Source organism: Streptomyces sp. NPDC060232 (genome assembly GCF_042726555.1).
Taxonomy (GTDB): domain Bacteria; phylum Actinomycetota; class Actinomycetes; order Streptomycetales; family Streptomycetaceae; genus Streptomyces.
This window is the reverse complement of the sequence record NZ_JBHXAG010000001.1, coordinates 777,689-794,340: the sequence shown is the minus strand read 5'-3', so window position 1 is coordinate 794,340 and position 16,652 is coordinate 777,689. Positions and strand designations below refer to the sequence as shown.

The window sequence follows — 16,652 nt, the reverse complement described above, 5'->3', positions numbered from 1 at the left end:
GTCGTCGTCCCGCTCGAAGGCGCGGCGGATCCTCAGGGGGATCGCCGACGGTTTTGAGACCCCCTACCGGTTTCAGCCCGGGGATTTCGGCCATACGGGCGTCGAACAGGCTTCGGCGTCCGCCGTGGGCCGGGGCGGGAGGGGGACTCGTATGACCACATCCGAGGAAGGTGTACCCGCGTCCGTACGCGGCGCCGGAGCGGCGGGACGCCCCGGCCCGGGGCGTACGGGGCGGACCGGCCTGGGGCGCGACGCCGTGCTCGCGCTCGGGCTGCTCGGGACCGCCGTCGCGGGCGTGGCCGCCTTCCTGAGGGCCGCCCCGGCGGACGGCGTCAGGCTCCCGGTGACCCCGGTCGCCGCCCTGGCCGTACTGCTGCTGGGCGCGCTCCTGGCGAAGTGGGGCTTCGCGCCCGTCCGGCGCCGGTCGGGCGCCCCGCGGCCCGTCGGGTACGCGGAGGCGCCTGTTAACCTCCCCGACGTCGGGGGTGACGCCCTGGACCACGCCGCGGTCGACGCCGACGGCTTCGAGCACGCGGTGGCCGCCCTGTGCGCACGCGACGGCTGCACCTCGGTGGAGGTGGTCGGCGGCGCGGGCGACCTGGGCGCCGACGTCCTCGCGACGACGGCGGACGGGCGCCGCGTCGTGCTCCAGTGCAAGCACTACGCCGAGGACAACCGGGTCGGCTCGCAGGACCTCCAGCGCTTCGGCGGAACCTGCTTCGCGGTCCACGAGGCCGATGTCGCCGTCCTCGTGACGACCAGCTCCTTCACCGCGCCCGCCGCGGAGTACGCCGACACCTGCGGGATAGTGCGCGTCGACGGCGAGGCCCTGGCGGCCTGGACCGAACAGCAGGCGCTTCCCCCGTGGGAGTCCGGCGCCGGCGCGCCCGCACCTGCCCCGTCCGCCCCTGCCCGAGGAGCCACGCCATGACGACCGCCGACACCGCCACCACCCCGGTCGACGCCGCCGACCGGGCCGACCAGCGGATCCACCGCATCCGGCGCCGCCTGGAACGCCTCATCGGCATCGCGGCGACCGAGGGGAACTCCGTACGTGTGTTGCGCAACGGCGACGAGATCTTCGCCGCGATGCTCGACGCCGTCTCCTGCGCCCGGCACACCGTCGACATGATGACCTTCGTCTACTGGAAGGGCGACATCGCCCGCCGGTTCGCCGAGGCCCTGGCCGATCGGGCCCGCCACGGCGTGCGCGTGCGGCTGCTGCTGGACGGCTTCGGCAGCCGCCTGATCGAACAGGACCTGCTGGACCGGATGAGCACGGCCGGGGTGGACGTCGCCTGGTTCCGCAGACCCGTCTTCCTCTCCCCGCTCAAGCAGAACCACCGCTGCCACCGCAAGGTGCTGGTCGTCGACGAACGGACCGCGTTCACCGGCGGCGTCGGCATAGCCGAGGAGTGGTGCGGCGACGCCCGCAACCCGCACGAATGGCGTGACACGCACGCCGAGGTCCGCGGGCCGGCCGTCGACGGGATCGCCGCGGCGTTCGCCCAGAACTGGGCGGAGTGCCATCCCGAACTCTTCGACGACCGCGACCGTTTCGTGAGCCACGAGCCGACCGGCTCCGCCGTGGTCCAGGTGGTGCGCGGCTCGGCCGCCTTCGGGTGGCAGGACATGCAGACGCTGATGCGGGTCGTCCTGGAATCGGCGGAGGAGCGCGTGCGCCTGGCGACCGCGTACTTCGCCCCCGACGACTACTTCGTCGAGCTGCTGTCCGCCACCGCCCGCCGGGGCGTGACCGTCGAGATCCTGCTGCCCGGCCCGCACACCGACAAGCGGGTGTGCCAGCTGGCGGGCCAGCACCACTACGAGGCGCTCACCGCCGCGGGGGTGCGCATCCACCAGTACCAGCCGACCATGATGCACGCCAAGATCATGACGATGGACGGGGTGGTCTCCCTCATCGGCTCGTCGAACGTCAACCGCCGCTCGCTCGACCACGACGAGGAGGTCATGCTGGCCGTCATGGACCCGGCCGTCACCCGCACCCTGGACGAGCACTACGACGAGGACCTCCGGGCCAGCACGCGCATCGCTCCGGGCCGCTGGCGCCGCCGCTCCGCACTCCAGCGCGCCCGGGAACTCTCGATCCGGCCGCTGCGCCGCTTCCTGTGAGGCGGTGCGGCGGTGGCCGGCGGCCACGCCGTGGGGCGTCGCGCACGACCGTGGCGCGACGGGGACCGACCGGTCCCCCGGGTAGGGCCGACCGGCCCAAGCGGGACGGGGGCGGGCGGGCACAGCCTGGCTGTGAGCTCTCCCCCACACGCTTGCGTGCAGCACAGAGAGGCGGCAGTCATGAAGGCGCTCGTCTTCCACGGTCCCGGCCAGACCTCCTGGCAGGAGGTCCCGGACCCCTCGATCAAGGACGCCGCCGACGCGGTCGTCAAGGTCGACGCCGTCACCATCTGCGGCACCGACCTGCACATCGTCAAGGGCGACGTCCCCGAAGTGACCCCGGGACGGATCCTGGGCCACGAGGCCGTCGGCACGGTGGTGGAGACCGGCAGCGACGTCCGCAGTGTCCGCCCAGGTGACCGGGTCCTTGTCTCCTGCATCTCCTCCTGCGGCCGCTGCCGCTTCTGCCGTGAGGGCCGCTACGGCCAGTGCCGCGGGGGCGGCGGCTGGGTCCTGGGCCACACCGTCGACGGGACCCAGGCCGAGTACGTACGCGTTCCCTTCGCCGACCTCTCCGTCCACCCGCTGCCCGCCACCGTGGACAGCCACGAAGCCGTCCTGCTCGCTGACATCTTCCCCACCTCCTACGAGGTGGGTGTGCTCAACGGGAAGGTGGGTCCGGGCGACACCGTCGTCGTGGTCGGCGCCGGCCCCATCGGCCTGGCCGCCATCGCCACCGCACAGCTCTACAGCCCTGGCCTGATCGTCGCCGTCGACCTCGCGGCCTCCCGTCTCGCGGCGGCACGCGGCCTCGGCGCCGACGCCACGGTCGGCGTGCGGGAAGAGCCCGAACGACTGGTCGAGGACCTGACCGACGGGCTCGGCGCCGACGTGGTCATCGAGGCCGTCGGCGTGCCCGACGCGTTCGAGATGTGCACCCGCATGGTCCGCCCCGGCGGTCGGGTCGCCAACATCGGCGTCCACGGCAAGCCCGCCACCCTGCACCTCGAAGATCTGTGGATCAAGGATGTCACCATCACCACCGGTCTCGTCGACACCCACTCCACCCCCATGCTCCTGCGCATGTTGGCCGCGGGCCGCCTCCCCGGTGCCGCGATGATCACCCACCGCTTCGAGCTGGACCAGATGGAAGAGGCGTACGACGTCTTCTCGAACGCCGGCCGGACCGGCGCCCTCAAGGTCGTGCTCGGCGGGCCGCGGCACGACGCGGTCGCCGTACCGCCTCAGGAACAGTGAGGGCCGTACCGAGCGTGACCGAGGGGGCGCGGCCGCTTCGCGTGGCGGGGCGTCGCCGCCTCGCACAATGTGGAAGTGCAGCCATCGGAAAGGTGAGACGGGATGGACAGTCAGCGTGAGGCTCCGCGGATCGTAGTGGGTGTCGACGGATCACCTTCGTCCCAGGCCGCGCTTCGCTGGGCGGTCAGGTACTCGGGTCTGGTGGGCGGCAAGGTGGAGGCGGTCACCGCCTGGGACCTGCCGGGCGCCGGAACGTGGTCGGCTCCTGCAGTGGACGCCGATTTCGACGAGGAGGAGGCCGAGCGGCGCCTGGTCGAGGAGGTCCGCACGGTCCTCGGCGAGGGCGGTGCCTCCCAGGTGCACCAGCGCCTGGTCCGGGGGAATCCCGCCGAGGTCCTGGTCGAGCAGGGCGAGGGCGCCGACATGCTGGTCGTCGGCAACCGCGGCTACGGCGGCTTCCGCCGGGCCCTGCTCGGTTCGGTGAGCCAGCAGGTGGCACTTCACGCTCCCTGCCCGGTCACCATCATCCGGCCGGACGTGCCCGCCGCGTAGTTCCCCCGCCGGCTGCTCCCGGACCCGGCGGCTACTCCCGGATCTCCAGGACGTCGGCGACCGGGCGGCGGGGTGTCTCGGGCCCGAGGGGCCCGTATCCGAGGCGCAGGACCATGTGTACGTGGCCCATGTCCTCCAGCGGGTCGCGGGCTGCCCAGCGCAGTTCCGACCATTCGAGGGGCTGGGAGGTCATCGAGGTGGCCAGGCCGTCGGCGGTGGCCTGGAGGAGGACGCGTTCCAGTGCCTGGCCGGCCCGCAGCCAGTCCACCCGCGTGTCGTTCGACGTGCCGAGCAGGGCGAGCTGGGGCCGCTTCTCGAACGCGGCCCAGCCGCGGTCCGCGACGGTGTGGTCCCGGTCGAAGTCCCGGACGGGGGCCGGTCCCCCAGCGCTTCGCGGGCCGAACGCGGCGGCGGGAACACCGTCGCGGCGGGTGTCGGCCGAGGGCTGTGCGGGGGAGGTCCAGGCAGAGGTCTCCGCCCGGACGAGAGGGTCGATGTCCTCGCGGTGCTCCGCGTCGCGGACCAGCCCGAGCACGGTGTCCAGGTGCCAGTCGCCGGGGAGGGCCAGTCGGCAGCCCTCCCGGCGTGCGGCGCTCTTCAGACCGTCCATGAGGGCGTCCGGCACCCGCTCGTCACTGAAGGGGAAGCGGCAGGTGTGCCGCCGCCGCAGAGCGGCGTGCAGGACGGCCAGGTCGTGGTCCTCGCCGGGGGGCTCGTCGAGGACCGCCGAGGCCAGGAGCCATGGTTGCGATGCGTCGGGTAGCAGGCGCACGTCTGCCCGCAGTCCGTACCGCGCCGCGGACACGCGCAGATTGAACAGGGCCGCAGCGCAGCCGAGGTGGAGGGCCCGGTGATGCGGATCGGTCCGTGTCATGGCGCGGTCCAGGTCCCCGTACAGCTCGATGACACCGCCGGCGGGGCGGAAGACGAACTTCCAGGGCTGGGCGTTGTGCATGGACGGAGCGGTGACGGCGTCGCCGACGAGCCGGGCGACGGTGTCGGGGTCGAGGTGTGCTGCGGCCATGGGACTCGTCCTGTCTGTGCGGCCTCATCGGTGCGCCACGGCGGCGACCGGTGACGGGGCGCCGCCACTTCCAGGCTCCGGCATCAGGGGTGCTTCGGGCAGGGACCGAGCGGCCCTTCCGGGGACCGACCGGCCCCCCGTCGGTGCTCACGCGCTGTCCGGGCCGGGTGCCGGGCTACCACGGAATCGCACGGCGGCCGACGTGAGAGGCGGTGTCATCCGTCCGGGCGGTGACGTGGGACACCACGGCGACGACTCCGTCGAGCTGTTCGACCAGGCCGACGAGCGAAGGGAGCTGGCTTCGGAGCTCGACGTGCCCCTCCAGGGTGACGATGCCGTCCACCACATGGACGTCGACGTTGCCCCGCGGTACACCGAGCACCTCCGTGAGGACCTCTTCGTTCACCCGTCGGCGAATTTCGGAGTCGGGGCGGATGAACAGGCGCAGCAGGTCCCTTCGGGTGACGATGCCGACCAGCCGGTTCTCCTCGTCCACGACGGGCAGCCGCTCTATGGCCCGGCGTGTCAGCAGCCGTGCCGCGTCGGCGGCTGTCTCCTCGGCATGGATGGTGATCGCCGGCGCGGACATGACGTCGCCGGCGGTGAGCGGTTCTGCCGTCGTGCCGTTTCCCTGGGCGGGGAGAGTGGCCTGCACCGTCCGGGCCAGGAGGTCCGTCTGCGAGACCACGCCCATCACTCGGTCCTCGTCGTCCAGCACGGGAAGTCCGGAGATGTCGTACTGGGCGAGGAGTTTCGCGACGTCCTTGAAGGCGGTGCCAGGCGCCACCGAGACGACCTCGTCGGTCATCAGGTCTGCCACGCTGATGTGCTTCATGCCGTCCTCCTGGTCCGCCGTTCGATGCGAGGTCCCGGTCCTCGTCGGGCGTGTCCCCACCATCCGTCCGGGGCTGCCGCCGGGCGAGGGCCGAACGGTCCCGAACGTGGTCCCGGGCGACCCTCTCCCCCGCGCTTCGCGGTCGCCGGTCGCCGGTCGCCGGTCGCGCCGGTCGCCGGTGATCATGCGGACGACGAGGTGGCGCTCCGGGCCCTGCTCACCCTGCTCTGCGAAGCCACGCCACACGCCGGATCTGCGGCAAAGGACCCGGGTGCACGTCACCCCCGTAGTCCCGCGTCCGCCCCGTCGAGGGCTGCCCGGTGATCGTCGTACCGGCTGGGTGTGCGGTCCCGCCGGAGCGGACATGCCACCCCGGCCGTACTACCGTGGAGGAGGTGCCGCTCCACGTTCCGGCGGCCGGAGGTGGGACATGAGCACGGACGGCCGACCCGCCGAGGGCTGTGTGCCACGGTTGCGGCTGGACGAGCTGCTTGACGAGCTCCAGACACGGATCGACGAGGCCAGGGGTACCCGGGACCGGCTGAACGGTCTGCTGGAAGCTGTCATGTCGGTCGGCCGCGAACTGGATCTGCCCCAGGTCCTGCGCGGCATCGTCGAGGCCGCCGTCGTCCTCGTGGACGCGGAGTACGGCGCCCTCGGCGTCATCGGCGACGACCGGAAGCTGGCCGAGTTCCTTCCCGTCGGCATCTCGGACGACCTCCGTGCGCGAATCGGCGATCTGCCGTCGGGCCACGGCATCCTGGGGGAAGTGATCCGGCACCCGCGGCCCCTGCCGCTGTCCGAGCTGTCCGAGCTGTCCGAGCTGTCCGAGCACCCTGCCTCCTACGGCTTCCCGGCCCACCACCCGCCGGTGCACTCCTTCCTCGGGGTCCCCATCCGGGTGCGTGACGCCGTCTTCGGGAACCTCTACCTCACGGAGAAGCGCGGCGGAGCCGAGTTCGACGCCGAGGACGAGGCGGTCCTGTCCACCCTCGCCGTCGCCGCCGGCATCGCCATCGACAACGCCCGGCTCTTCGAGGAGGTCCGGCTGCGCGAGCGCTGGCTGGAGGCCGGCACGGATGTCACCAGCTCCCTCCTGTCCGGGGTCTGCGAGAACGAGGTCTTCGCCGGAATGCTGGAGCGCGCCAGGGACATCACCAGCGCCGACACGGGCGTCTTCTACCTCATCGGCAGCGCCGGGGAGGTGCGCGGCTCCGTCGCCCTGGGAGACTGCGCCGAAGCCCACCGGGGCATGGTCCTGGCGAGCACGAGGGGCACCCTGGCAGAGGCCGCGCTCGCGCAGGACGGTCTGGTGGCCGTAGCGGACGTACAGGCCGACGTACGTATCACCGTGCAGCCGGAGCGATGGACAGGCTTCGGCCCGGCCGTCGCCGTCGCCGTGAGTACCGAGGGGAGGCTCAGCGGCGTGCTGGTCCTGGCCAGGCGTCACGGCCGTCCGGCGTTCGCGACCGCCGAGGTCGCCGCCCTGCCGGGGTTCGCCGGCCAGGCGGCTCTCGCCCTCGAACTGGCCGACCGGCGCCGCGACGCCGAGCAGATGACCTTGCTGGAGGACCACGACCGCATCGCCCGTGACCTCCACGACCTGGCCATCCAGCGCCTTTTCGCCACCGGGATGACACTGCAGAGCGCCCAGCGGTTCGTCGACCATCCCGAGGCGTCCGAGCGGCTGGCCCACGCCGTGGACGATCTGGACGCCACCATCAAGATCATCCGATCGACGATCTTCGGTCTCCGGCAGCACGACGTCGCCGCGACGGGTGCGAAGCTGCGCTCCCGCGCGGTCCAGACCCTGGACGAGGCGACGGCGGGCCTCGGGTTCGTCCCGGCTCTGCGCATGGAAGGCCTGATCGACACCGACGTACCACCCGCCATCGCCGACGAGGCCGTCGCGGTACTCGGAGAGGCTCTGTCCAACGTCGCCCGGCACGCGAGGGCCACCCGCGCGGAGGCCTCGATCGTCGCCGACGACGGTGTCCTGACCGTCACCGTGACGGACAACGGGGTCGGGCTGGCCGACGGAGGCCACCTCAGCGGACTGCGCAACCTCGCAGAGCGCGCCGAGAAGCTCGACGGCAGCATGACGGTCGGCCCGCGCGGGTCGGACGAGTCGGGCACCCGTCTGGAATGGTGGGTGCCCCTCGCCCCACCGACCCCGTGACCACGGAACGTGTTCCGGCTCCGGGCCCGGGGCAGGTGGGCACGTGCCACGTGGCGAACGAGGCGAACGAGGGCTAATGACTCGGCTGGGTCGTGTCCCCTCCGTGCCCCTGGTCGCGAACCTGCGCGGCGATGACGGCCGCCTGCACCCGCCGTTCGACTCCCAGTTTGCCCAGCAGCCGGGAGATGTGGTTCTTGACGGTCTTCTCCGAGAGGTAGAGCTGCTTGGCGATCTGGCGGTTGGTGAGGCCGTCGCCGATCAGTTCGAGGACCGATCGCTCGCGCTCGGAGAGGGCCGCCAGACGGGTGTCCTCGGTCGGCTTGGCGACTTCCGGGTCGCGCAGTGAGTGCATCAGGCGAGCGGTGGTGGCCGGGTCGAGCATGGATTGCCCCGTGGCCACCGTTCGTACGGCCGACACCAGGTCGGAGCCTTTGATCTGCTTCAGGACGTATCCTGCGGCCCCTGCCATGATCGCGTCCAGCAGGGCCTCCTCGTCGTCGAACGAGGTCAGCATCAAGCAGGCCAGGTCCGGCATGCGGGAGCGCAGTTCCCGGCAGACCGTGATGCCGTCGCCGTCGGGCAGGCGGACGTCGAGGACGGCGACGTCGGGGCGCAGCGCCGGTCCTCGGGCCAGGGCCTGGTCCGCCGTGCCTGCCTCGCCGACGACGGTGATGTCCGCCTCGGCTTCGAGCAGGTCGCGCAGCCCGCGTCGGACCACCTCGTGATCGTCGAGGAGGAACACCCTGATGGAGGCCTCCGCGGAGGCTCTCGCTGTGTCGGACATCTTCGCCGCCTGATGGGGATGGCGCCACGTGTTCTGCCACCTGCATTGTCTCAGCAGGAGGCCGGCCGCACCCCTCAGGCCGGAACGGCGGCCCCGTCGCGCCCCGCGCCCCGCGCACGACGAGCCGAACGGCGCCTACCGATCTGCCGGGCTACTGCCCGCGGGGCTGCGGCCGCGCGTGATCGCGGGTGCCCCGCGCGGCCACCACAACAGGCCGCTGACCGCCTCCGGACCGGAGTCCGTACAGCGCGACTCCTGCCTCGCCCTGCTGCGGGACGCGGAGGGCGGCGGATGGCCGGCCTCTGCCTGTACTACCCGGCGATGCAACCGCCGTCGCCGGCGAGGGCTCGTTGACAGCCCCATCGCAGGCCTTGAGCACCAAGTGGTGCAGTCCGCGTTCGTTCGTCGAGCCGATGTACATCCCAGGCCGCTTGCGGATGATGTCCGCGCCCTCCCTGCCGGAGACCGTCCTGACCCGTTGGGTCTGCTCCTCCGACTGGTCGCTGTCCCTGGTGTGGTGCGTCTGCGGCGGGGCCGCGGGTCCGCCTCGGGCTGCTCGTACGCGTCGATGCCGAGGCCGGACAGGTGCAGTACGAGCCGACGCCGGGACGAGCCGGGCGTCACGCCTGCGCTCCACCCACTCCTCCCAGGGCAGCAGGCGTGGCCGGAGAGGCTTGCCGGGTCGCGGTGTTCGGCGCATGGGGTCTCCCCAGGCCCACAGGGCCGAGGGGAAGCGTCGCAATGCGGAGTGCCACGGCTCGTACCGGATGTGCGGGCGTGGTCCGACGACGCGGCGAGGTGCCGCGCCGGGCGCCGCGACCCGGTGATCCTTGGCGGTCACAGCACTAGGGTCTGTATCGAGTTGCCCCGCGGGGCAACTCGATACAGACCCTAGCGGTCGCTGTCCGTGAGGATCGACGGGGACGCTCCGCGCTGGTGGGGAACGGAGGCGGGCGAGGGTGGCGCCGGGACGTCGTCGCGTTGGAGCGCGATCGTGTGGGTCGGGGCCGGGATCGAGATGCCCTCCGTGCGGAAGCGCCGGTGCAGGCGCTTGATGAACTCGTGCTTGATCCGGTACTGGTCGCTGTACTCCCCGACGCCCAGGATCACGGTGAAGTTGATGCGGGAGTCGGCGAACGTGTGGAAGCGGACGGCCCCCTCGTGGTCGGGGACCGCGCCGTTGATGTCGGCCATCACGCCGTCGACGACCTCCAGGGTCACCCGCTCGACGTGCTCCAGGTCGCTCTCGTAGCCCACTCCCACCTGGACCAGGATCGAGAACTGCTGCTCCGGCTGGGTGTAGTTGGTCATGTTGGTGCGCGCGAGGCGGGCGTTGGGGATGATGACGAGGTTGTTCGACAGGTTGCGCACCACGGTGTTGCGCCAGTTGATGTCGACGACATAGCCCTCCTCGCCGCTTGTGAGCCGGATGTAGTCACCGGGCTGCACGGTCTTCGAGGCGAGGATGTGCACCCCGGCGAAGAGGTTGGCGAGGGTGTCCTGGAGTGCCAGCGCCACCGCCAGACCGCCCACGCCGAGAGCGGTGACCAGCGGTGCGATGGACACGCCGAGGGTCTCCAGGGCGACGAGCACGCCCATCACGAGGACCACGATGCGCGTGATGTTGACGAAGATGGACGCCGACGCGGCCACCCCGGTACGCGTGCCCGCCACGGACTGGACGAGGCCCGCCACGACCCGCGCCGTGCTGAGCGTGGCGATGAGAATGAGCATCGCGGTCAGGGACTGGTTCACGAAGCCCAAGACGCGCGCGGTGAGCGGCAGGGTCGTGGCCGCCACCGCGGCGCCCGCGATCAGCGCGGCGCCGGGGGCGATGGTGCGCAGCGCGTCGACGATGATGTCGTCGCCGCGCCAGCGGGTCCGTGCGGCGTGCCGCCCCAGCCACCGCAGCAGGGTGCGCAGCAGTAGTCCGGCCGCGGCGCCCGTCGCCAGGGCGATACCGGCGACGAGCCAGTCGTTCAGGACGAGGTCCCGGTTCAACGGCCCCCCTCGGCTGCGCGGCGTCGGCCCGTGGGCGTGGATGCGGCGGCGGGCGCCGCCGGCCGTCGTATGAGGTGTGTCGTCACCTTGTCACCTGTCAGTTCGTCGTGCTGTAGGCCGCGTTCGGGCGTGTGTACGTATCCGGAACGGGCTGCCATCCTGCCGCACGGCGGGGTGACGCACCGCAGGCGGGGCGGCGACTACCGTCGTACGGCGGCGTGTTCGAGGACCGCGCGAACCTCCGCGGTGATCGCGCTCTCGTTGCGCTCGAACTCGGGTCCGGTCAGCTGCTGCGGGTCGGCCGGCAGGCCGGTGAGCACCGGGGTGTGGAGGTGGCCGCCGGGCAGGTGCGGGGCCAGTTCGGCGCGCAGCCGGTTGGAGCGGTAGGCGACCTCGTTGGACAGGTAGCCGCCTCCGCCGCCCGCCACGGCGCGCGAGCCGGGCGTCGGGCCGTCGGCCCGGTCGACGGGAGCCGTGCCGCCGGCCGGGATCTCGGTGACGTCGCTGTTGAGGAGGACCGGGTACGGGGTCTGCACTGCGGCGGTCACCGCGTCGGCGGGCAGCGTGGTGCGGAGGAACTCCGGGCCCGGGCCGAGGCCGGGGGCCGTCACCGGGTGCTCGCGGGTGCCGCCGGAGAGGGCACGCGCGTTGTCGGGGTAGGGGTCGGCGGACCGTGCCCGGCCGGCCCAGTCCTCCAGGGTGAAGATGCCGGGGTAGCCCTGGCTGACGGTGGTGATGATGTCGGCCGCGGCGGGCCCTGCGGTGAGGTGCGGGGCGAACGCCCGCTCGACCATGCCGGCGTCGAAGTCGGCGTACCGGACGGGCAGGACGACGGCGCGGATCTCGGCCGGGCTGCCGTCGGCGAGGGTCACGCGCCGGCCGTTGAGCTGCAGGGCGGCCGATCCGGACGGATTGGCGCGGCGTATCTCGGCGTCGAGCCCGAAGGGGTCGAACCCGCTGATGAAGATCCTTCGTATGCCGGGTGCCGTCCGGAAGGCGTTGTCGGTGAGGCCGCGGGAGGCGTCCTCGAAGCCGGCGCGGAGCCCGGCCCGGTCGACGGTGAACTGCGGCTGCCAGCGGGCGAGTGCGGCGGTCATGCCCAGCCGCGCCCAGTACAACGGCCGGTCGTCGCCGGAGGCGAGGTCGCCTCCGGGGCGCTGCCCCTGGGCGCGCCGTACGGAGGCCTGCCAGAGGGCCTCGCCCCAGGCGTCGAGGAGCCGTTCGGCCTCGGCGGGGTTGCGTGCCGTGCACAGGGCGGCGGGGAACCGCCGTACGAAGTCCCTGAGTCCGCCGCGCTCGACCAGGGCGGTGGTACGGGCGTCCGCGAGCCGGGACTGTTCGGCGTCGAGCGGCACCGACGCCGGGGGGCGGCAGGCGGACGCGGTGTCGGTGGCGGCGTGAGCCGGGGAGGCGATCGTCACGGGGAGGACGGTGACGAGGAGGGCGGCGGCCGATGCCGCGCGACGTAAGAGCATCATGCGATGTGACATTACATAGCACCCGTCACCCTCACCAGGCACACCGGCCGAAGCCGTCGGGACTGGCTCGACTCCACCGCAGGCGCGTCCGGTTCGGGGCCCCGCCCGCCTCCGACGGCACCCTCGGCACCTTCCCAGAACTGGTGATCGATTTTCGGCCGCCCGGTGGGTATGATCGCCGACAGCAAGGCCGTAGCGCAGAGGTCGTCGCGCCCACGCATCGAGCTGGAGGACGTCGGTTCGAATCCGACCGGTCTTGCGTCTCCTTCAGCAGTTCGGCAGGTCAGCAAGTCAGCAGTTCCGAAGTTCAGCGGTTGTGCAGTACTCGTCTTCTTCAAGTCGTGATGGACGCCGGGCACCGGCGAAGGAAACCGGTGGAGTGGTGATGACACAGCCGACACCCGTACGGTGCCCCGCGATCGAGCACCCCGACCTGCCGCCGGCCGACCCGGCCGGTCTCGACCCGCTGCTCGCCCGACTCGCCGCGGACCGCCCCGTCGAGGCCGACGAGACCTTCCCGCTCGGCACCCTGCGCGCCGACGGCCGCGTCGACCTCTGCAAGCAGGGCCTCGGCCCGGCCGGGGCCGCCCGGCTGCTGCCGGCCGCGGCCGCATCCGCGCACGCCACCCACCTGCTGCTCGGCACCAACGCCATCGGCGACACGGGCGCAGCCACCCTCGCCGAGGCCCTGACCGCCGACGGCCACGGGCTGCACACCCTCTACCTCGGCTGCAACCGGATCGGGCCCGACGGGGTGGGCGCCCTGGCCGGCGCGCTCGCCGAGGACAACACCGTCCGCGCCCTCTGGCTCAAGCGCAACCCCCTCTTCGAGGACGGCGCCCGCACGCTCGCCGCGCTGCTGCGCCGCAACACCGCCCTGCGCACCCTCGACCTCGTCAACACCGGTATCGGCGCCGACGGCGTACGCCTCCTGCTCGACGCTCTCCTGGAGCGCGAGCAGCCCCTGGAACGGCTCTTCCTCGGCGGCAACGGCCTCGGCCCCGACGCCGCACCGCTGCTCGCCGCCCTGATCCGGCAGGCGGGGGTGCGCGAGCTGTACGTCCCCGCCAACCACCTCGGCGACGAAGGCGCCGCGGCCCTCGGCTCCGCCGCGGACGGCTCCGCGCACCCGGTCCGCCTCGGGCTCGGCGGCAACGGCATCGGCGCCGCCGGAGCGCGGGCGCTGGCCGCCTCCCTCGGCGGCATCGAAACGCTCGACCTCGGCCGGACCATGTCCGAGCGCAGCCTCGGAGCCCGCGGCAACCACCCCGGCGACGAAGGGGCGTACGCACTGGCCGCCGCCCTGCCCGGCAGCCCCCTGCGCCGGCTGGAGCTGCGCCACACCGGCCTGACCGGGCGCGGCGCCAAGGGCCTGCTCGCCGCGGTGCCCGACGACACGCCTCTGGAGTACGTCGGCCTCGGCCCCGGACTCCCCCGCCGCGTGAAGCGGTCCTTCAGCGAACGGCTCCGCCCCGCCCGGGCCGCCCACCCCGACGTGCGCGCCATCGGCAGCGTGTACCGGTGAGTCGGGCGAACGCCGAACCGCCCGGCGGTTTCCGGCAGGAGGACGGCCCGGCATGGCAGCGGATCCGCCGCTACGCCGTGCCCGGCTGGATGATCGAGCAGGCCACCGCGCACCGGCTGGCCGGTGACTGGCGGGCGGCCTGCGCGGCCGCCGCCGTGGACGTCGCCTTCGAGCTGCCCGCGCTCGAAGCCCGGTACGGATCCGACGTGGCCGAGGCCGTGGCGCAGGACCTGCGGCACCTCGCCCCCGACCTGCTGCGCTGGCACCTGCCCCGGCTCCTGGGCGGCCGCACCACCATCGCCCCCGACCTGCGGATCGTGCTCGCCTGCTACGGCGGCCCCGGAGGGCCGGCCCTGTCGGTCACCACGCCCGTCATGACCGAGGGCTCGCAGCGGCTGCGCCTGCACTGCGCGCCCGTCGTCACCGAGCGGAACAAGTACACCGGACGCGGCTTCGTCCCGGAGCACTGGACCGCCGTCCGGCCGTTCTGGGACGCCCGCCACGCATCCGAGCTCGGCGCGCGTTTCGCCGACCCGGAGGGGCTCGCCGAGCGGGTCGCTCAGCTCAGGGCCGACGGGGACACGGTCGGCGCGTTCGGCGCGGCGGGCATCGCCTGTGACCTGACGGTCCCCGCGACGCGGCCGTACCAGAGCCCGGCGGACCCGGAGGTCCTTCTCCCGCGGCTGCCCGCCGACCTCACACGGATCGCGCCGGAGGTGACACGGCTCGTGGCGGCCGGAGCGGGCGACCGGTACCGGCTCCCGGCCGCCTGGCCCTACTCACTCCTCCTGGAGCATGCCGGTCCCGGCGCACTCCGGGCCCGCTTCGTCCAACAGGCCGAGGCGACCTCCCTGCCGGCCCTGCCCCGGTACGCCTGGCAGCGGCTGCCCGATCTCGAACTGGTACGGACCGGCCGGATCTCGCCCCGCGAGCTGCACCCGCTGGTGGCCGCCGCGCTGTTCCCCGGAGCCGGTCCGGCGGCGGGCCCGCCCGGCCCCGAGACGGACGGCGGGCCGGTACGGGTGCGCTGTCGCGGGGCGTGGCACGAGGTGCGCTCGCGAGGCGGCGTACTCGACGTGCCGCACACCCCCGAGGAGCAGCAGCGGGAGCGCGCGATGCGGGCGTTCGGCGGCGCCGTCTCGGGGTGCTTCGCCGTGCAGCAGTCCTGGACCACGGGCGAGGGGCGGCTGCCGCGCGGCCTCCAGGCGCAACGGCACGAGTTCTTCCTGCGCGTGCAGCACGGTGACACCCCAGGCGTGGTGGCGCTGCTGGACGCGGGGGTGGACCCCCGGATCCGGGACGCCCGCCATCGCGGGCTGCTGCACGCACTCCACCTGCTCGACCACGAGGTGCTGCTGCCACGGCTGTTGGCGGCCGGTCTCGACCTGGAGGCGCGGGACAAGGCCTGTCGCACCCCGCTCCTGTCCGCCGTGCACTGGGGTGGTTCGCCGGATCTGGTCAGGGCCCTGCTGGCGGCCGGCTCCCGGATCGACGTCCTGGACGAGATGGACCTGTCGGTCTCCCAGGAGATCCGCCGCTACAAGCGCACCGACCTCGCCTTCCTCCGGGACCGCGTCGACGAGGAGTTCCCCGGGATCGGCGCCGACTGGTTCGACGAGCACATGGAGTACCGGGAGGACGAAGACACAGAGGAAGGGGACGAGGACGCATGAGTGCCACCCAGCCGCGGCCCGCGCGGGCGCTGGCCGCCGCCGACGCCCTGGGCGCCCGGCTGAGCGCCACCCGTACCGAGCCCGCTGCCAACCCCCAACTGGAGGCGCTGGCGCTGGCCGTGACAGCCAATCAGCCTGTGCTGCTGTGGGGTGAGCCGGGCATCGGCAAGTCCGCCGGCATGGAACAGCTCGCCACCGCGCTCGGCGTCCCGCTGGAGACCGTCATCGCCAGCGTCCACGAGCCGTCCGACTTCGCCGGGCTGCCCATCGTCGGAGACGACCCCGCGACCACCGGTGTCCCCATGGCCCCGCCGGACTGGGCGGTACGCCTGGCCCACACCGGCCACGGACTGCTGTTCTTCGACGAGCTGTCCTCCGCCCCGCCCGCCGTCCAGGCGGCCCTGCTGCGCGTGGTCCTGGAACGCCGGGTCGGCAGCCTCGAACTCCCGGCGGCCGTAAGGATCGTGGCCGCGGCCAATCCGCCCGCCAGCGCCGCGGACGGCTGGCACCTCAGCCCGCCGCTCGCCAACCGCTTCGTCCACCTCGACTGGACGCACAACCCGCGCACCGTGGCCCGCGGCATGGCCGGCACCTGGCCCGAGGTGGCGATCCCGACCGTGGATCCCGCCAAGGCGTCCGGGGCGGCGGCCCGCGCCCGCGGCGCCGTCTCCGGCTTCCTGACCGCCCGGCCGGGACTGGTCCACCACATGCCGGCCGAGGCCGCCGGGCGCGGGCGCGGCTGGCCCTCCCCCCGTACGTGGGAGATGGCCCTGCGGCTGCTGGCCACCGGATACGCGGCCTCGACGGGCCGGGAGGCCCTGGCCGCCGCGCTCACCGGCGCCGTCGGGGAGGCCGCCGGGATCGAGCTGCTCTCGTACCTCGAACACCTGGACCTGCCCGACCCGGACCGGGTGCTGGCCGATCCGGACGCCTTCGCGCTGCCCGAGCGCGGCGACCGGCAGCTGGCCTTCCTGATCGCCGTGGTCGCGGCCGTGCAGAGCGAACTCACCCGTCCCCGGTGGGAGGCAGGCTGGGCGGTCCTCGCCAAGGCCGTGGACGCGGGCGTGCCCGACGTAGCGGCCCGCGCCGCCGCCGACCTCGCCGCGATGCGCGACCTCGACTGGCCGGTGCCCGCGGGCATCGACGCCTTCGTGGAACTGCTCCAGCTGTCCGGCTCGCTACCGGGCAGCGCCTGAGGCCCGGAGGGGAAC

13 protein-coding genes and 1 pseudogene are annotated in these 16,652 nt (G+C 73.2%); 9 read left to right on the top strand and 5 right to left on the bottom strand.

Annotation, left to right across the window (positions count from 1 at the left end; all coding sequences use genetic code 11):
- Positions 1-151: 151 nt before the first annotated feature.
- The 4 genes from ACFWFZ_RS03585 to ACFWFZ_RS03570 all read left to right on the top strand — a co-directional run bounded on the left by ACFWFZ_RS03585 (position 152) and on the right by ACFWFZ_RS03570 (position 3,942).
- Positions 152-931 (top strand): restriction endonuclease, encoded by a 780-nt coding sequence (locus ACFWFZ_RS03585; protein ID WP_387115949.1) that lies wholly within the window; start codon positions 152-154, stop codon positions 929-931.
- Complete coding sequence (locus ACFWFZ_RS03580) at positions 928-2,133, top strand: phosphatidylserine/phosphatidylglycerophosphate/cardiolipin synthase family protein (protein WP_387115946.1); 1,206 nt, start codon at positions 928-930, stop codon at positions 2,131-2,133. The genes ACFWFZ_RS03585 and ACFWFZ_RS03580 overlap by 4 nt, the downstream gene beginning before the upstream one ends.
- A 180-nt stretch (positions 2,134-2,313) precedes the next feature.
- Positions 2,314-3,390: a zinc-dependent alcohol dehydrogenase family protein gene (locus tag ACFWFZ_RS03575; RefSeq protein ID WP_387115943.1), complete on the top strand. Its 1,077-nt coding sequence runs from the start codon at positions 2,314-2,316 to the stop codon at positions 3,388-3,390.
- 102 nt (positions 3,391-3,492) lie between these two features.
- Entirely contained in the window at positions 3,493-3,942 is a 450-nt protein-coding gene (locus ACFWFZ_RS03570; protein WP_387115941.1) for a universal stress protein, read from the top strand.
- 31 nt (positions 3,943-3,973) lie between these two features.
- Here the strand turns inward: ACFWFZ_RS03570 and ACFWFZ_RS03565 are convergent, their stop codons facing one another.
- Entirely contained in the window at positions 3,974-4,966 is a 993-nt protein-coding gene (locus ACFWFZ_RS03565; protein ID WP_387115938.1) for an Acg family FMN-binding oxidoreductase, read from the bottom strand.
- A gap of 175 nt (positions 4,967-5,141) precedes the next feature.
- A complete protein-coding gene (locus ACFWFZ_RS03560) occupies positions 5,142-5,801 on the bottom strand; it encodes a CBS domain-containing protein (RefSeq protein WP_387115935.1) in 660 nt (219 codons plus the stop codon).
- A gap of 430 nt (positions 5,802-6,231) precedes the next feature.
- Between ACFWFZ_RS03560 and ACFWFZ_RS03555 the strand changes: the two genes are divergently transcribed.
- Positions 6,232-7,980, top strand: coding sequence for a GAF domain-containing protein (locus ACFWFZ_RS03555; RefSeq protein ID WP_387115932.1), 1,749 nt, complete (start codon positions 6,232-6,234; stop codon positions 7,978-7,980).
- A gap of 73 nt (positions 7,981-8,053) precedes the next feature.
- Here ACFWFZ_RS03555 and ACFWFZ_RS03550 read toward each other — a convergent pair whose 3' ends face one another.
- The 3 genes from ACFWFZ_RS03550 to ACFWFZ_RS03540 all read right to left on the bottom strand — a co-directional run bounded on the left by ACFWFZ_RS03550 (position 8,054) and on the right by ACFWFZ_RS03540 (position 12,243).
- A complete protein-coding gene (locus ACFWFZ_RS03550; protein ID WP_387115929.1) occupies positions 8,054-8,764 on the bottom strand; it encodes a response regulator in 711 nt (236 codons plus the stop codon).
- Between the two features lie 891 nt (positions 8,765-9,655).
- Positions 9,656-10,765 (bottom strand): mechanosensitive ion channel family protein, encoded by a 1,110-nt coding sequence (locus tag ACFWFZ_RS03545; protein ID WP_387115926.1) that lies wholly within the window; start codon positions 10,763-10,765, stop codon positions 9,656-9,658.
- A 200-nt stretch (positions 10,766-10,965) separates the two neighbouring features.
- Positions 10,966-12,243 (bottom strand): pyroglutamyl peptidase, encoded by a 1,278-nt coding sequence (locus tag ACFWFZ_RS03540; RefSeq protein ID WP_387115923.1) that lies wholly within the window; start codon positions 12,241-12,243, stop codon positions 10,966-10,968.
- 186 nt (positions 12,244-12,429) lie between these two features.
- On the opposite strand from ACFWFZ_RS03540, the pseudogene ACFWFZ_RS03535 reads away from it, so the two are divergent.
- The 4 genes and pseudogenes from ACFWFZ_RS03535 to ACFWFZ_RS03520 all read left to right on the top strand — a co-directional run bounded on the left by ACFWFZ_RS03535 (position 12,430) and on the right by ACFWFZ_RS03520 (position 16,637).
- A pseudogene (locus ACFWFZ_RS03535) lies at positions 12,430-12,502 on the top strand.
- Between the two features lie 126 nt (positions 12,503-12,628).
- On the top strand, positions 12,629-13,768 hold the full coding sequence (locus ACFWFZ_RS03530; RefSeq protein ID WP_387115920.1) for a gala protein: 1,140 nt from the start codon (positions 12,629-12,631) through the stop codon (positions 13,766-13,768).
- Positions 13,765-15,441, top strand: coding sequence for an ankyrin repeat domain-containing protein (locus ACFWFZ_RS03525; protein ID WP_387115917.1), 1,677 nt, complete (start codon positions 13,765-13,767; stop codon positions 15,439-15,441). The genes ACFWFZ_RS03530 and ACFWFZ_RS03525 overlap by 4 nt, the downstream gene beginning before the upstream one ends.
- Positions 15,438-16,637: an AAA family ATPase gene (locus ACFWFZ_RS03520; RefSeq protein ID WP_387115914.1), complete on the top strand. Its 1,200-nt coding sequence runs from the start codon at positions 15,438-15,440 to the stop codon at positions 16,635-16,637. Before ACFWFZ_RS03525 ends, ACFWFZ_RS03520 begins: the two co-directional genes overlap by 4 nt.
- Positions 16,638-16,652: the final 15 nt, after the last annotated feature.

Coding starts and splice junctions, on each gene's coding strand:
- ACFWFZ_RS03585 (WP_387115949.1), top strand. CDS start 152: ATGACCACATCCGAGGAAGGTGTACCCGCGTCCGTACGCGGCGCCGGA.
- ACFWFZ_RS03580 (WP_387115946.1), top strand. CDS start 928: ATGACGACCGCCGACACCGCCACCACCCCGGTCGACGCCGCCGACCGG.
- ACFWFZ_RS03575 (WP_387115943.1), top strand. CDS start 2,314: ATGAAGGCGCTCGTCTTCCACGGTCCCGGCCAGACCTCCTGGCAGGAG.
- ACFWFZ_RS03570 (WP_387115941.1), top strand. CDS start 3,493: ATGGACAGTCAGCGTGAGGCTCCGCGGATCGTAGTGGGTGTCGACGGA.
- ACFWFZ_RS03565 (WP_387115938.1), bottom strand. CDS start 4,966: ATGGCCGCAGCACACCTCGACCCCGACACCGTCGCCCGGCTCGTCGGC.
- ACFWFZ_RS03560 (WP_387115935.1), bottom strand. CDS start 5,801: ATGAAGCACATCAGCGTGGCAGACCTGATGACCGACGAGGTCGTCTCG.
- ACFWFZ_RS03555 (WP_387115932.1), top strand. CDS start 6,232: ATGAGCACGGACGGCCGACCCGCCGAGGGCTGTGTGCCACGGTTGCGG.
- ACFWFZ_RS03550 (WP_387115929.1), bottom strand. CDS start 8,764: ATGTCCGACACAGCGAGAGCCTCCGCGGAGGCCTCCATCAGGGTGTTC.
- ACFWFZ_RS03540 (WP_387115923.1), bottom strand. CDS start 12,243: ATGATGCTCTTACGTCGCGCGGCATCGGCCGCCGCCCTCCTCGTCACC.
- ACFWFZ_RS03530 (WP_387115920.1), top strand. CDS start 12,629: ATGACACAGCCGACACCCGTACGGTGCCCCGCGATCGAGCACCCCGAC.
- ACFWFZ_RS03520 (WP_387115914.1), top strand. CDS start 15,438: ATGAGTGCCACCCAGCCGCGGCCCGCGCGGGCGCTGGCCGCCGCCGAC.